Genomic DNA, 13,657 nt, shown 5'->3' on the forward strand with positions numbered 1-13,657 from the left:
AAAAAAATTAAGAGACCGCGATCGCTGATCGATTTGGGTGCAGGTAAGATCAGGAGGAAAACGGTGGAAATAACTTTCAAGAATTTAATCCCACCAATAGGTAACAATGGCCGCATCACAATCCTGGTGAACATCTTCACCCCATAGCGCCCCTGACAATCTAGTTCTCAATCGACGCAAAAGCTGCAAACCGTATTCTTCATTCGTCCCATCACTTACTTCTACTGAGTCAGCTCGCCACTTTTTGCCCAAATCTAAAAGCTCTGACACTTTTATGTCTTGGTTCTCTGTCAGGATGTATAGCGTATCGGCAGGATAAGCGATGAAATGGATGATGCTGGTTTCAGGCATGGGACGATAGTTTGCCATTGCAAGCAGGGTATCGACCATACCACCAAAGCTTAAACCGTTTTCATCTGGTGCAAAGATTGGTTTTGTGAACAGAAAGCTTGCCCATAAATTCCTGTGGTTGCAAAGGTCAGTAATCACTTCTTCGCCATCAAACTCATTGAACCGACGCTGCCAAACCAAGGCAGCAAAGAGTTCTTGAGGAGAATAGGATTGAGCAATCGATTGGATTTTGCCTAAGTCAAGCATCACGTTTACGGTAAGTAATATTTTTAACAAAACATTTGTAACTACCCTTGCAGTTTATTTACCCAGTGCCTGCTATTCTTATAGTTACTTCGGTCTGTCATAGCAGATAGATTATCCTCGATAATGTTTTTATTTATAAGCGCTCATATACCTCGTGGTCATGTGGGTGCTTTTACTTTATAAGAAGAATTCAGAACTCAGGAGTCAGAATTCAGAATTGAATTCTGTACGAGTGGATGATGAATATTGGTTAAAACCTCGCCCCTGGCGATGCCCTGAGGGTGTAAGCCGTGGCGATATAAGTCTTCGTGAGCGTCATCTGTGGGAAGATAGCTTCTAACAGTCCGAAGTTTTGGGGTAATTTTCTCGCCTGTTAATTGGGTGTAGATTTTGATTAATGCAGGTGTGTGCTGACGTTCTTCCTTTTCCCACAAACCAAGTTCCAGCAGTTCGCCATCTTTACCGACTGTTCCACCAACAAACCGAGCCATTTGAGGATGCAATTTTTCCAAATACTGCCGACTAGTTTGGGTATAGCCGCGAATCGGAGCTTCTGTATCCATTGCACCTATTAATATAGATAAAAATACCTCTGCGTCTAAGCCGATAATTTGATTGCGGTTAATCGTCAGCCAGTCAATGGGTTTCCAGGGACGCGGCTGGGGATTGGCAAACTGTATCGGTAAATCTTGCAGACGCTTATGTAGTTTTTCGAGTGCAACATATCTGTTTATGAGGGAACGAATGCGATGCTGTGTTTGCAAGTAATGAGGACTGGGATAGCTTTTACCTGCTAAGTCTTCTGCGAGTGGGCTGAGAGTTTTAAGCATATTTTTATACTTTATTTTTTCTCTATGCTCAATAGCCTAAGCGATCGCACTTTCTTTTGTCAGTCGGCTGAAGTCGGCAGTTTTATCTGATGCAGTTGGAAAAGTCGGGGAAAAAGTTGGTTATAGAAAATTTGGGTTTAAAAACTCGCTTTTCTAGGGCTACTTTACAAAGTTAGAAGGGAGAATTGCAAAGAATGTGGCGAAATTGTTAGAACAAGGGTAGAGAAAAGTTGAGTAACAGGATAAATCATGAACGTTTATAAAAGATATATCACCATTGCAGATCCAAAGCAGTTAGTATTATCTGATTTACCATTTAAAGCCGGACAGAGAGTTGAGGTGATTATTTTGACAGAGGATAATCAAAGGGTTACTTTAGCAGAAGAATTAAAAAAGTTATTCAAAGAAATACAAGCGATACACGCAGATAATCCCTTGAATGATGAAGAAATAGCAGCAGAAATTGAAGCTTATAGACGGGGATAATGAAAGTTATTATTGATACTAATATCGTAGTCTCTGCTGCTATAGCTGATAAAAATCCAGAGGCAGTAATTTTATTTGTGATTGCTAATTCTGCTTTTGAGTGGGTTGTATCGGCAGAGATTCTAGAAAGCTACAAGCTAATAGCTAAAGTTATCTAAAGATTACTAGGTAAATTTAACCAAGATAGCGTCTCCACCAGATCTGATTACATTAACTCTCAAGCCTCTGTCTTGTTGCAACTTTTGCTTTTCTTCTTGATTGAGTAAAAGCATCGTTGTAGGATCACCAACTTCACCCAAATAAAATTGATAACCTGTGTTGATAATTAATTTATTTATTTGAAATGCTGTTATTGATGGATCATAACTACCAACAATCAAATGTCTAGAACCATCTATTTCAAAATCTACTATATTTTTGTAATAATTATGTATGTTTTCATCTGGAGGTAAATGATCAAAATATTTGAGTAAATCTTTTTCTGAGTAAATTTTTCCATTACATTGATTGATATAGTAACTTATAACTTTATTAGGTGCAAAAAATCCTCTAGATATCTCAGCAATGCTTAGAAGTTGCCGGATACTGTCATTTATACCCTCAATTCCACAGTAATCGCCATAAATTGAACCGAAATCTATATCAAACACTCTTTGTATATCTAATTTGAGAACAAACCAATCGTTTCGTTTGTCAAAAAAACGCTCGTAAGCATTTGAATAAAGTTTCTTAGCTATTTTTTTGACTTCATTTACTAATTCATAATTTGACAAATCTTGATAGTGACTGAAAAACTGCATTTGACGATAGTATATTAAAGTATTAACTAACCAATTGTTAGTATCCATTATTATAAGTTTTTTTGAATTTATAAAAATCCTTTTGTACTAATTCAACTCTCTGGCAATTCCCCAAATTGTTGGCGATAACGCTCAAGTTGTTTTTGCGCTAATTCAAGCTGTTCTTCTGACGTTTGATAACGCTTTCCTTGTTGGTCATACCAATACAAAACCTGACGCTGGATATTACCAGATACGTATTGCGATCGCCCAATTCCCAAACCAATTTCTGGCATCCAAAAGGGTTCACCAATTTGCAGTTGATAGCTACCATCTACTAAGCGATAAACTTCAAAAGGTTGATGGCGATCGCGTTGCCAATACTCTGGATTATAAATAATGTAGTACAGTACCCCTAACTTGGCATAAGTGTCTAATTTTTTGTCATATTCTCCACCCGGAGTTAAGGAGACAATTTCTAAAGCCAAGATCGGCACAATGTTGTTTTCTTCCCAAACAACATAGCTTGTACGAGATTTATCTGCCTTGCGGCGTTCTACACCTAAGCTCAAAAATCCGTCTGGTACAATCGGCACAAGTGGACTAACCCCTGTAGTATGGTAAACGCCCATATCCACGCTGAAAAACCAGTCATTACGGTTTGCCCAAATATATTGCAGCAAAAACAGAAGCAGGTTAGGAATAAAGTTCTGGTCTTCGTTATCCACAGGGGTATCGTCTGAACAAGGAAGTTCAGCACTACTAGGCAATTGACGGGAGTCTGATTTCACCATAAGTAATGATGGTGCTGATGTTACCTCATGATTTTTATTTTAGACGATTCGACGCGGACGATATACTCTAGGTAAACGTTCAAAGTTAGTGGCGATGAAGAATTTTGATATTCAGCTAGATGAAGAATATGCTCAAAAGCTTGCCTACATTCAACAGGAGGCTGACCAAAATACAGTAGAGGCAATTAAATCTTCTATTGAGCTGCGCTATCAACAACTTCAGCAACAAAAAACAGATCCCTTAGCGAAACTCAAGCAAAGTAAATTTATCGGCTGTTTCAAAGGAGAAACTGACTTAGCTGCTAATTCCGAAGCCATTGTGCGATCGCTAATGCAACAAAAGTATGATCATCGCTGATACTGGCTTTTTTGTGGCACTTGGGAACCAAAACGATCAAGACCATCAATTAGCACTACAAGTTTTAAATGCTCTCAATGAACCACTAGTCACTACTTACCCTGTTATTACCGAAACTTGTTACCTTCTTCTTGCCAGAGGAGGTGGTAATAATGCTCAATGTAGTTTTTTGAGAGAGGTTGCTGAGGAAGCATTTGAGGTGTTCGACTTACGAAGTCACCATGTTACACGTATGGTTGAACTCATGGAAAAATATGCCGATTTGCCAATGGATATGGCAGATGCTTCTCTGGTTGTTCTAGCAGAACATCTGGGACATGGACGGATTTTGACAGTTGATCAACGAGACTTTAATACTTACCGTTGGAATAACAGCAATCCTTTCAAGAACTTGCTGCTGAATTTTGAATAAAGTTTGCAAAAGTCGGGAAAAAAGTCGGGTTTACAAAATCTTATCCGAAAACTCCAGCAATATAACTGTAAAGTAATTTATAGTTGTCCCTAAAATCTGAACTATCCTCGTCGTTACACAATGGACGCTGAAGCAGCATTAGCATGGTTAGACGCCATAATTCCCCCTCAGACTGGGGAACGGTTGAGCGATTTGCAAAAAGTGATTATTGTGCAAGTTTGGTTGGGTAGAAAATACTTAGATATCGCTCATTCTTACGGTTGTACGGAAGGACACGCCAAGGATGCTGGCTCTCATTTATGGAAGCTCCTTTCTAAAGTATTGCGAGAAAAGATTACCAAAAGTAATTGTCGCTCTACTTTGGAGCGAGTTCTGAGAAAAACTACTGCGATAGCCAGTTTGATTGATTACTCGCGATCGCCCCACTCCACCCCAAAATTAGAGGATACCAATTTTATTGGACGAACAGAAGCGATCGCTCACCTGAATACTTTGGTAAATCAAGGCTCAAAAGTCATTGTCATCCAAGGTGAGGGAGGTTTAGGCAAAACCACTCTAGCGCAGCAATATCTGCAAACTCAGGGATTTGAGTTGGTTTTAGAACTGCTGATGGCGAAGGAAACGCAGAATATCACCCCCGCCGAACGAGTAGTAGAGGAATGGCTCAAACAAGACTTTGATCAAGAACCTGGGGTAGAATTTGGCGTAACTTTGGGACGACTCAAGCGCCAACTCGACAATCGGCGGATTGGCGTGTTAATTGACAATCTCGAACCTGCATTAGATCAACAAGGTGGGTTGATTGCTTCTCACCGCAACTATGTAGAACTATTGAGGGTTTTGGCCGATGCTAGGGTGCAGTCTGTTACCCTAATTACTAGTCGCGATCGCCTTTGTGAACCTGGGCTAAATGTGAATCACTATCGGCTTCCTGGTTTGGATCAAAGCGCATGGCAACAGTTTTTTAGCAACCGTGGGTTAACTATCAACTCGTCAACTTTGCAAATCAGGCATCGGACTTAACCTCAAAATTTCTTGGTCATCGAAGCAAAGCAATCAGATTTAGTTAGGGGATTTACTCAACTTGCGATCGAATTAATCGCACTTGATCAATGGACTAAATCTACATCTGAGCTTCTATATGGAGCCGTTACGACTGGTGAAGACTGGCGTTTTGGAGTTTACCATCGCGCAAATCGTCAGGTGACTCAAGACCAGAAACGCTATCAAGTTCCAGAAGATTTATTGGTGCTGGTAAAAATTCTTACAGGTATTATTGCTGGTTAGTAAACTATAGTAAGCTTGAAAGCGAGGAAGGTGAATAATAGATGAGCTATCACTACAGCATGGTGATTCAATAGTCAGAGGACGATCAACTCTTCCTAGTCCATTTGCCTGAGTTTCCCTGGCAAAAGTTTCATACACATGGCAAAACCTACGAAGAAGCCGCTAAAAATGGGCAAAAAGTGATTGAGGCATTTGTTGAGATGCTTCAAGAAGAGGGAAAGCCACTACCAAAACCCAGGATGCTTCCTACACGACCATTGCAGGTTGCTTAGTCAATTGGTGAATTATACAATTTGTCTAGTAGCGATCGCGTAGCGTGCCGTAGGCATTCGCTATCGACTGAAGTGGAAATTATTTTTTCAAGCGATCGCACATCCTCAATAAAGAGCGATATCTGACGACAAACCGAGGAAGCGTCTACACTTTTGCAAAAGAATATTAGGGATTGTTACACTAAGTTGGTTTCATTGCCCATAATAATAAAAGTAACCCTTCAGCAATTTCCCGTTGTACTCTATTAGTAAATCCTAACTATATTTTTAACCATGACGACGCAAACACTACCTCCACCACAAGTTTATCAAGGTCAGTTTGGAGAATTTACAATTACTCAGAGCGATCGCACTGGCGTAATTATCTACCGCGCTGGGTTAATGGTAGCAGCACTCAGCTTTGCCATCGGCAGCGCTTTAGTTTTGCTCAACAATAACCCAACTGTTTTTACCGCACTTACACCTTTATATGCTTGTTTTAGTCTCGCTCTTGGTGTAAGTTTATTTACGATTCATATCTACATGGCATCAATGCACCGAATGTTGCAAGTTTTTTGGGCGATCGGTACTATAGCATCAGTGATTCTGGCAATCTCTAGTAGTCAACCTTTGGCTCTGACTGTTTACAATCAGCCTATTACCTTATTTGGAGTTGGTTTTATCTTTGTTGCTTTGACAGGTATTTATTTTAAAGAGGCTTTTTGCTTCAATCGCCTGGAAACCAAAGTATTAACCCTAGTAGTCCCGCTACTGTTGTTAGGACATTTGGTGGGAATTTTACCAATTCAGGGGGAAAGTGTTTTATTAGGAATTTGGGCGACGTTGTTTTTGGTGTTTGCGCTGCGAAAGACAGTGCAAGCAATTCCTGCTGATATTGGAGATAAGTCTGTCTTTACCTACTTGAAAGAGCAACGTTTAGTTAAGGTTTAATGCAGACCAAAAATCGCCGTGGTCAAGATTTTCCCAAAATAAAACTAATAATATGCCAAGAAATGTGGACACTTACGGCTCAGGGGTGGGCGATTGCGATCGCTTTGATTGCTTATTTGATATTTTTCACTATTACTCATATACACTCATTTCTCGCCGTAACTTCCCCGATCAAATCAGCAGAAGTATTAGTTGTGGAAGGATGGCTACCAGATTACGCTATAGAAGAAGCTTTGACTGAATTTAAAACCGGTTCTTATCGTCAAATAATTAGTACAGGAGGCACATTAGGAAAAGGAAGTTATCTGACTGGATACAATAACTTTGCAGATGTGTCAGTCGCCACCTTCATCAAACTCGGTTTAGAAGCAGAAAAAGTGGTAGCTGTTCCAACACCTTTCGTGGTTAAGGATCGTAGTTATGCATCTGCTGCTGAATTTAATCGTTGGCTATCCAATTCAAATTTACAGATAGAATCAATTAATCTTTTTTCTTTGGATGTTCATAGCCGTAGGAGTTGGCTAATTTTCAAAAAATTACTGAATCCTGATATCAAAGTTGGTGTGATTGCTGCCAAAACGCAAGATTACGATCCAGAGAAATGGTGGGGTTCTAGCCAAGGTGTACGGGCAATTCTTGATGAAGCGATCGCTTATATTTATGCTCGGTTTTTGAATTGGAAAGAGTGAAGGTGTTAACTCGTAATTCGCAGATCCCCGACTTCTCAAAGAAGTCGGGGATCTATCTAAATTAACGTGAGTTCGACAAGTCTTATTTGACCTCTCAAGAGCAGCCCCTCTCCGACGCACAGAGGGGAGCAAAAAGCTTAATTTTTCGTTGCTCCTCCCTTTCCGTTTCGGAGAGGGAGGCTGTCCGGGAGAGGTTCATCGAACTCACGTTAAATTAGGTTGACTTACTTATCCAGGGCTATTTCATTCTCATCTAGTCCGCCTCAGAATGAATTCTGAGTCTAATAGCGAAAGTCGTCTAAAGACGACTAACAACAGCTTAGTCCGTTTTAACGGACTTTAGCTATTAGCCTCTGAACTTCAGTTCAGGGCGGTTTCTGTCTAGAACGAAATAGCCCTACCTACTTACCCAGAATTTGTAATAATGCTTGTCGATAAATTTTTAGACCCTCTGCATTTAGATGGTCGCCATCACTGGTTAAATTTTCTTTAAGAACATTATTCTCATACAAGGGTGCTAATCCTGCGGCTGCAACTGGCACTTTTTCTGTTTCAGCAACTTGATTAATCAGAGCATTAATTTGTTCAACTTTAGAAAGTGGGGCTGATACAGTTGGATCTAAGCTGGCTGCAACTGTTGAATAAAAAGCCGGAATCAGAAAAATCTCTTTATTTCCCATTGTGCGGACAAGTGCGATCGCCTCTTGCAGGTTTTTGGTAAATAATTCATCACTAATTCCATACCAAGCATCATTTCCACCTATGGCAATAATCGCTTTTTCGCATTTCACCTTCGTAGGAATTAAACTTTTCAGTTGTTCCAGTAATGAGATTGTACTCAGACCATTTAACCCAAAATTAAAAGTACCACTCCCAAGGGTATTACCAAGTTCAGCTGAAACAGAATCACCAAATAAGCAACCTGAGAACTGTTTACCTTGGGTAGCGAGTATCTGATATTGCAGTGCAATTTGCCCTAAAGGTGAAGAACTTACGTCGTCTTTTGGCGGTGCATCAGCAGAACCAGAAGATAAATTTGCCATGCTGACTAGCTTCTGAATTTTTGACACATCAACAACTAGTTGATTACTAGGATATGCTTCTAGAAAGCTGATTAATCCTAGACCTTCTGGTGATTTTGCTCCTAAGATAATGGCAGATCGTAGGGCTTGTATACTGCCTTGATCGGGACGTGCGATCGCGGATCGTATCGGAAAGACAGTCCCTTGGGAAGCAAAAGATAAAATTTGCTTGCCCATTCCTGTATTTACCAGCTTATCTAAAGCCCCAATATCAAGAGACATTTTTACCTGAAGGGTATCTTGGAACTTCTGTTTATCCTTAGCGCTGAGATAACCTAAGAAAGATTGCAAATCGGCAGAAACCTTTTCCGTATCGGCATAGTTGCGTATATCTGCCACCGGGAGCGATTGCTCAAACAATCCGTACCTGAAAACAATCTTTTCGGCAGCCAAACTCGGCAACAAACCAAAGCCACTATGCAGCAGTAAAAATATTAAGCACCCAGATAGGCATATTAAAACACGATAGAAATATTTCATCACAGAAGATAGTCGAATAGTCAATAGTCAATAGTCAATGGTCAAGAGTCAATAGTCAAGAGTTAAGAGTCAATATTTAATAGTTAAGTAGGTAGGCGTAATTAAACATAAGATCAAACCTCACCCTCAATCCCTCTCCGAACTCACGGAGAGGGAAGCCGGAGGCAGGGTGAGGTTTTATATTTAATTTCACCCACTTACTTAAAGGCTCAACTTCCACCCTCAAAGGCTCAACCTTGACGTTTCAAGAAACTCCCTCATCTCCCTCATCTCCCTCATCTCCCTCATCTCCCTCACTCCCCACTCCCCACTCCCCACTCCCCCTTTATATCAACAGCCAGCCCAAATTTGGGAATACTTAATCCAATAGGCGTGAGGATGGAACCGTGGTAGAAGAAGGAGCATATTGGCTAGCTTGGACGCAAATTTCTGGAATTGGCCCGGTATTACTGCGACGGCTGCAACAGCATTTTGGTACACTGGCAACGGCTTGGAACGCTACCAAGGTACAGTTAGGAGAAGTAGAGGGTTTTGGTTTTCAGACACTAGAAAAAGTCGTACAACAGCGATCGCGTTTACACCCAGAACAACTATTCATCAAGCATCAGCAGGAAAACCCCCACTTCTGGACACCAGCAGATGCAGATTATCCCCGCTTATTGCTGGAAACTCCGAGTCCGCCACCGATTTTATACTATCGCGGTGAAGTCGAACTCCAAGAAAATCTCGGACAAAAACCGATGGTTGGGATTGTCGGAACACGTCAACCCTCAGAATACGGCATTCGTTGGACTCGCCAAATTAGTACAGCTTTGGCCAAAAATGGCTTTACAGTTGTTTCTGGGATGGCAGAGGGAATTGACACAGAAAGCCATATCGCCGCCATGAAAGCCGGTGGACGCACGATCGCAGTTTTAGGAACTGGTGTAGATGTCATCTATCCACATAAAAATCGGGATCTGTACAAGCAGATTTTGACGGCTGGGTTAGTCGTGAGTGAGTACCCCACAAAAACCCCACCCGATCGCACTCACTTTCCCCGTCGCAACCGAATTATTGCCGGATTAAGCCGCGCCATCCTGGTAATGGAAGCGCCGTTAAAATCGGGTGCCTTAATAACAGCTACCTACGCAAATGAATTTGGCAGAGATGTCTATGCATTACCTGGAAGACTGGACGATCATCCATCCCAAGGGTGTTTAAAGTTACTGAGTCAAGGAGCTTCTTTCATCCTCAAGGAACTAGATGAACTGTTAACCATGCTAGGAGCAATACCACAAATTGATAGAGTCGAGGCTTTTACAGCACCAGAACAGTTAAGTTTGCCAACTTTATCGCCAGAATTGCAAACGGTAATGAATGCGCTTTCTTGTGAGGCTTTATCTTTCGATTTTATTGTCCAACAAACCGGCATACCTGCTGGCTCAGTTTCCGGTGCCTTGTTACAGTTGGAACTTATGGGTTTAGTTTCGCAACTGCCAGGAATGCGATATCAAAAAAGTTAAAACAAGTCGCAAGTCGCTCTTTCGCAGTCGCAAGTCGCAAGTAAGTTTTGTGACGGGGATTTAGATTTAGGTAGGACTTACGCATTGACAGACATAACCAAATATGAATTACCTCTCGTTACAAGGCAGAGCCTTGTAATGCTCTTGTGGGAGGGCTGCTGCCTCCTGTCAAACTGGGAGGCAGCAGCCCTCCGAGTGATCGCATTCCCAGGCAGAGCCTGGGAACGAGGCAGGGCAAGACTTTTATCTTAATAAGCTTGATATGCACATAATACTCAATTTGTAAAGTGCGTAAGTCCTATTAGGCTTCAATTCGTTCTGGCAATTGATGCAGGGGACTTAAACCCCTAAACTTAGTTAACAGTTAAAAGTCAACAATATGTGCTTACTGCTGTATATAGGACTCCGATTTGATTTCTGAAAACATACTGAGACTGAAAAGCCTGTTTTATCAGGGTTTTATCTGAAATCTTGTTCAAAAATCAGATATGAGTCCTATACGTGCTTATACGCAGCAGTAAAGTGTTGTCTACATTATGTCTTTAGACTTGCCAAAAGCCGATTCTAGTTTTATCTAATCCGTAACCGATTCAGCCCAATTACTGCTGCAATATCTCCAGCAGACTGGGAGAACATCGGCAGTCATATAGCTAGCTAGTGATATTTTAGTTCCCAAAGCCCTTCTAAACCATGCTTTTTCCATTTATGTAAAACTTCTCTGACTGCCTGTGAAGTTCAATTTACATGAGCCGCTATTTTTTCCACATACCAACCGTATGTATTTAACCTAATTACTTCTCCTCGTTCTTTAACTTTCTGTGGTACGTCTGCTGTTCTGAGGTTTAACAGGGTTCTATCTTGCTTACGAGTCAGGAATACCCTTAAACGAGCGCCCATATTTTAGTTACCTCAGTAGATTCTTTCTACGTATTTATCTTCACATAGTTTGGTTTTTTCGTACCTACCTACCTACTTACCACCTTTATTCTACATAAGAATAATATAATTTCTACATAAAAATTACATACATCTAGTTAAATACTCGGATAAGATATAAACAAGAAGAAATACTTACGTATTACGTGGTTTTTATACCATTTAATATTTAATCAGAATTATCAAGCTACCTTTAAAACAATGATGCCATCCGTACAACTGACTAATACTCCAACTCACGAGACTAAAGAGAATCTTCAGCAATTTTGTTTCTGTACTCTAGCTATAGGTGCAAAGTATCGTAAACTCGCTGTTGATTTAGCAGCAGATTTAGAAAAATTTTCATCCCAACCACTGCTTATCCTGACTGACAAACCACAAGATTTCAATCAGTCTTCCCAGCTACTAGTTTTTAAGCACTCCCAACAAAGTGTAGGATGTTACCACGATAAACGCTACGTTATTGCGAAAGCTCTATCTCTTTATGATGCTTGTGTGTTTGTTGATGCTGATATGCGAATTTTAAAAGATGTGGCACACATCCAGTGGCAACCTGGTATCTCGGCTCGCAGTTGTGCAAACATTCTGCAACACTATCAACCAGTCGAGGATAGACCAGATCGCATCAAACGTATAGAGATGATTAAAAAATGTTCTCAAAAATTCAATCTGGACTTAGAGCAAGTCAACTTTGTAAGTGAGTTTATGTTTGCTGTTGCTAAAGATTCAGGCAAGGAGATCAAGTTCTTAGAACTGTGGGAAAAAATTGGCAACTACTTTGAGCTAAATGGAATATATGACAGTGAGGGTAGTGTAATAGGACTGGCGGCAGCTGCTCAAGAATTTCCCCTCCGACATCAGGAAATGCCAGAAATTGAATTTTTCAATGAAAAAATTGATGCTATTAGAATTAGAAAGGCACAGGTAGAGCAGGAAAAACTGCAAGCCTATTTTGAGAATCACAAACAGAAGGCATTCCCACAGCGCTCACTCCTCGAAAAAATTACCAGCCGCATCGGGAAGTTCGCAAGATATCTCTATTTTTTAGCGGGGTTGCGAGTTACGACATTAAAGGATTTGGTTTTTTACTATAGCTAAAAAATTGAGTTTTTACAGAAAGTTTAAAACCACTTATCACCCGAAATTTTTCGTCCTCCAGAGTAAGTTAGTTATTACTGCTGAGGCAATTAACTATCTTTAAGGGTGAAACTAAAAATAGCGACTCACTTGATGGAACTTTAGAAAATATGAAAATAGGATATCTTCTGCATCGCTTAAGGTTAGGACTACACAACAAGTGGTGGCTGTTTAGCTACAGTTGGCGAGAGTTTCAGTTAAAGCTACAGTTTTACTGGCTTATGTATCAAAGCAGTAAAAGACTAGATTTTAGTCAAAAATCGGCGCTCATATTTGCTCCTCACCAAGATGATGAAGTACTCGGCTGTGGTGGCATAATTGCGCTCAAGCGAGAACAAGGTGTGCCTGTTAAGGTTGTTTTTGTCACGGATGGTGGAGCTTCCCATGCGAATTATTCTAAGATTACCCGCGAGGAAATTATTCAAATCCGTAGACAAGAAGCACTCACTGCTTTGAATATTCTGGGTGTTAATTCCACAGATATTCACTTTCTCGATAAACATGATGGTGGACTGCGCTGGATGACCCAAGCAGAGCGAGAGCAAACCATTGAGGAAATAGCTTTGTTGTTGCGTGCCTTTAATCCCAAAGAAGTGTACGTGACTCATAATCAGGATCGGAGTGTTGATCATGAGATTACTTATGAACTCGTTGTTAATGCGATCGCTGTGGCTGACGTAAAGGTGGAATTGTGGCAATACGCCATTTGGTTACTCTGGAAATCTTTGCTATTTCGCAATCTAAAGTTTGAAGAATTAGCAGGCGCTCATCGACAAGCTATCCACAAGGTACAATCCAAGAAAAAGCAAGCAATTGAAACTTACCGCTCCCAATATTTACCCATAGATGCTGAATCCAGTGCTGTGCTACCACCTGGGTTTCTCTGGAGATTTTTCTTACCTTATGAGATTTTTTTCAAATCAGAATTATCAACACATCTAAAAAAGGATAATGCCATTTATCCAAAGGACTAAATTAATCGTTCACAAGAGTAAGGACTTTGCTTTTATTATCAGTGAACTTCCTTAAGTAATTGAAAACCACTAGTAGCGCAGGGGCGGAATTCCAAATTCAAAATTCAAA

Annotated in this window: 16 protein-coding genes and 3 pseudogenes; 13 read left to right on the forward strand and 6 right to left on the reverse strand. The window is 40.6% G+C overall.

From position 1 onward, the window contains the following. Positions 1 to 84 precede the first annotated feature (84 nt). Both V7K27_RS17960 and V7K27_RS17965 read right to left on the reverse strand, forming a co-directional pair. Positions 85 to 627, reverse strand: a complete 543-nt coding sequence (locus V7K27_RS17960; protein ID WP_334949448.1) for a hypothetical protein — start codon at positions 625 to 627, stop codon at positions 85 to 87. Between the two features lie 251 nt (positions 628 to 878). Further along, a pseudogene (locus tag V7K27_RS17965) lies at positions 879 to 1,427 on the reverse strand (ferritin-like domain-containing protein); the annotation flags it as partial. Between the two features lie 249 nt (positions 1,428 to 1,676). On the opposite strand from V7K27_RS17965, the gene V7K27_RS17970 reads away from it, so the two are divergent. Continuing rightward, complete coding sequence (locus V7K27_RS17970; protein ID WP_334949449.1) at positions 1,677 to 1,913, forward strand: hypothetical protein; 237 nt, start codon at positions 1,677 to 1,679, stop codon at positions 1,911 to 1,913. Further along, positions 1,913 to 2,071 carry a PIN domain-containing protein gene (locus V7K27_RS17975; protein ID WP_334949450.1) on the forward strand — a complete coding sequence of 53 codons (159 nt, stop codon included), beginning with the start codon at positions 1,913 to 1,915 and terminating at the stop codon, positions 2,069 to 2,071. Before V7K27_RS17970 ends, V7K27_RS17975 begins: the two co-directional genes overlap by 1 nt. Positions 2,072 to 2,077: 6 nt before the next feature. Here the strand turns inward: V7K27_RS17975 and V7K27_RS17980 are convergent, their stop codons facing one another. Beyond that, on the reverse strand, positions 2,078 to 2,761 hold the full coding sequence (locus V7K27_RS17980) for a hypothetical protein (protein ID WP_334949451.1): 684 nt from the start codon (positions 2,759 to 2,761) through the stop codon (positions 2,078 to 2,080). 44 nt (positions 2,762 to 2,805) lie between these two features. Continuing rightward, positions 2,806 to 3,486: a Uma2 family endonuclease gene (locus tag V7K27_RS17985; RefSeq protein WP_334949452.1), complete on the reverse strand. Its 681-nt coding sequence runs from the start codon at positions 3,484 to 3,486 to the stop codon at positions 2,806 to 2,808. Between the two features lie 94 nt (positions 3,487 to 3,580). On the opposite strand from V7K27_RS17985, the gene V7K27_RS17990 reads away from it, so the two are divergent. The 7 genes and pseudogenes from V7K27_RS17990 to V7K27_RS18020 all read left to right on the forward strand — a co-directional run bounded on the left by V7K27_RS17990 (position 3,581) and on the right by V7K27_RS18020 (position 7,434). Then, positions 3,581 to 3,844 (forward strand): CopG family transcriptional regulator, encoded by a 264-nt coding sequence (locus V7K27_RS17990; RefSeq protein ID WP_334949453.1) that lies wholly within the window; start codon positions 3,581 to 3,583, stop codon positions 3,842 to 3,844. Beyond that, positions 3,831 to 4,256, forward strand: coding sequence for a type II toxin-antitoxin system VapC family toxin (locus tag V7K27_RS17995; protein ID WP_334949454.1), 426 nt, complete (start codon positions 3,831 to 3,833; stop codon positions 4,254 to 4,256). Before V7K27_RS17990 ends, V7K27_RS17995 begins: the two co-directional genes overlap by 14 nt. A 120-nt stretch (positions 4,257 to 4,376) precedes the next feature. After that, a pseudogene (locus tag V7K27_RS18000) lies at positions 4,377 to 5,276 on the forward strand (NB-ARC domain-containing protein); the annotation flags it as partial. Positions 5,277 to 5,282: 6 nt separating this feature from the next. After that, positions 5,283 to 5,543 (forward strand): annotated as a pseudogene (locus V7K27_RS18005) (hypothetical protein); the annotation flags it as partial. Positions 5,544 to 5,647: 104 nt separating this feature from the next. After that, positions 5,648 to 5,815 carry a type II toxin-antitoxin system HicB family antitoxin gene (locus V7K27_RS18010; protein ID WP_334949455.1) on the forward strand — a complete coding sequence of 56 codons (168 nt, stop codon included), beginning with the start codon at positions 5,648 to 5,650 and terminating at the stop codon, positions 5,813 to 5,815. A gap of 273 nt (positions 5,816 to 6,088) precedes the next feature. Then, positions 6,089 to 6,745 carry a DUF2301 domain-containing membrane protein gene (locus V7K27_RS18015; protein WP_334949456.1) on the forward strand — a complete coding sequence of 219 codons (657 nt, stop codon included), beginning with the start codon at positions 6,089 to 6,091 and terminating at the stop codon, positions 6,743 to 6,745. Beyond that, entirely contained in the window at positions 6,745 to 7,434 is a 690-nt protein-coding gene (locus V7K27_RS18020; protein WP_334949457.1) for a YdcF family protein, read from the forward strand. Before V7K27_RS18015 ends, V7K27_RS18020 begins: the two co-directional genes overlap by 1 nt. A gap of 401 nt (positions 7,435 to 7,835) precedes the next feature. On the opposite strand, the gene V7K27_RS18025 is transcribed toward V7K27_RS18020, so the two are convergent. Further along, the gene (locus V7K27_RS18025) at positions 7,836 to 9,020 is read right to left on the reverse strand and encodes an alpha/beta hydrolase (RefSeq protein WP_334949458.1); all 1,185 of its coding nucleotides are present in this window, start codon (positions 9,018 to 9,020) and stop codon (positions 7,836 to 7,838) included. Positions 9,021 to 9,232: 212 nt separating this feature from the next. Here V7K27_RS18025 and V7K27_RS18030 point away from each other — a divergent pair, with 212 nt between their 5' ends. Both V7K27_RS18030 and dprA read left to right on the forward strand, forming a co-directional pair. After that, complete coding sequence (locus tag V7K27_RS18030) at positions 9,233 to 9,358, forward strand: hypothetical protein (protein ID WP_334949459.1); 126 nt, start codon at positions 9,233 to 9,235, stop codon at positions 9,356 to 9,358. Positions 9,359 to 9,382: 24 nt separating this feature from the next. After that, positions 9,383 to 10,501: a DNA-processing protein DprA gene (gene dprA, locus V7K27_RS18035; RefSeq protein WP_334949460.1), complete on the forward strand. Its 1,119-nt coding sequence runs from the start codon at positions 9,383 to 9,385 to the stop codon at positions 10,499 to 10,501. A gap of 735 nt (positions 10,502 to 11,236) precedes the next feature. Here dprA and V7K27_RS18040 read toward each other — a convergent pair. Next, positions 11,237 to 11,398: a hypothetical protein gene (locus V7K27_RS18040; protein WP_334949461.1), complete on the reverse strand. Its 162-nt coding sequence runs from the start codon at positions 11,396 to 11,398 to the stop codon at positions 11,237 to 11,239. Positions 11,399 to 11,638: 240 nt separating this feature from the next. Here V7K27_RS18040 and V7K27_RS18045 point away from each other — a divergent pair, with 240 nt between their 5' ends. After that, positions 11,639 to 12,535 carry a hypothetical protein gene (locus V7K27_RS18045; protein ID WP_334949462.1) on the forward strand — a complete coding sequence of 299 codons (897 nt, stop codon included), beginning with the start codon at positions 11,639 to 11,641 and terminating at the stop codon, positions 12,533 to 12,535. 149 nt (positions 12,536 to 12,684) lie between these two features. Continuing rightward, entirely contained in the window at positions 12,685 to 13,548 is an 864-nt protein-coding gene (locus V7K27_RS18050; protein WP_334949463.1) for a PIG-L deacetylase family protein, read from the forward strand. The last annotated feature ends 109 nt before the right edge of the window (positions 13,549 to 13,657 follow it).

Origin of the sequence: Nostoc sp. (assembly GCF_036919575.1) — a bacterium.
In the GTDB taxonomy this organism is placed as follows: Bacteria; Cyanobacteriota; Cyanobacteriia; order Cyanobacteriales; family Nostocaceae; genus Nostoc.

Excerpts from the sequence above, each read along its gene's own strand:
- V7K27_RS17970 (WP_334949449.1), top strand. The coding sequence starts at position 1,677 with ATGAACGTTTATAAAAGATATATCACCATTGCAGATCCAAAGCAGTTA.
- V7K27_RS17975 (WP_334949450.1), top strand. The coding sequence starts at position 1,913 with ATGAAAGTTATTATTGATACTAATATCGTAGTCTCTGCTGCTATAGCT.
- V7K27_RS17980 (WP_334949451.1), bottom strand. The coding sequence starts at position 2,761 with ATGGATACTAACAATTGGTTAGTTAATACTTTAATATACTATCGTCAA.
- V7K27_RS17985 (WP_334949452.1), bottom strand. The coding sequence starts at position 3,486 with ATGGTGAAATCAGACTCCCGTCAATTGCCTAGTAGTGCTGAACTTCCT.
- V7K27_RS17990 (WP_334949453.1), top strand. The coding sequence starts at position 3,581 with ATGAAGAATTTTGATATTCAGCTAGATGAAGAATATGCTCAAAAGCTT.
- V7K27_RS17995 (WP_334949454.1), top strand. The coding sequence starts at position 3,831 with ATGATCATCGCTGATACTGGCTTTTTTGTGGCACTTGGGAACCAAAAC.
- V7K27_RS18015 (WP_334949456.1), top strand. The coding sequence starts at position 6,089 with ATGACGACGCAAACACTACCTCCACCACAAGTTTATCAAGGTCAGTTT.
- V7K27_RS18020 (WP_334949457.1), top strand. The coding sequence starts at position 6,745 with ATGCAGACCAAAAATCGCCGTGGTCAAGATTTTCCCAAAATAAAACTA.
- V7K27_RS18040 (WP_334949461.1), bottom strand. The coding sequence starts at position 11,398 with ATGGGCGCTCGTTTAAGGGTATTCCTGACTCGTAAGCAAGATAGAACC.
- V7K27_RS18045 (WP_334949462.1), top strand. The coding sequence starts at position 11,639 with ATGATGCCATCCGTACAACTGACTAATACTCCAACTCACGAGACTAAA.
- V7K27_RS18050 (WP_334949463.1), top strand. The coding sequence starts at position 12,685 with ATGAAAATAGGATATCTTCTGCATCGCTTAAGGTTAGGACTACACAAC.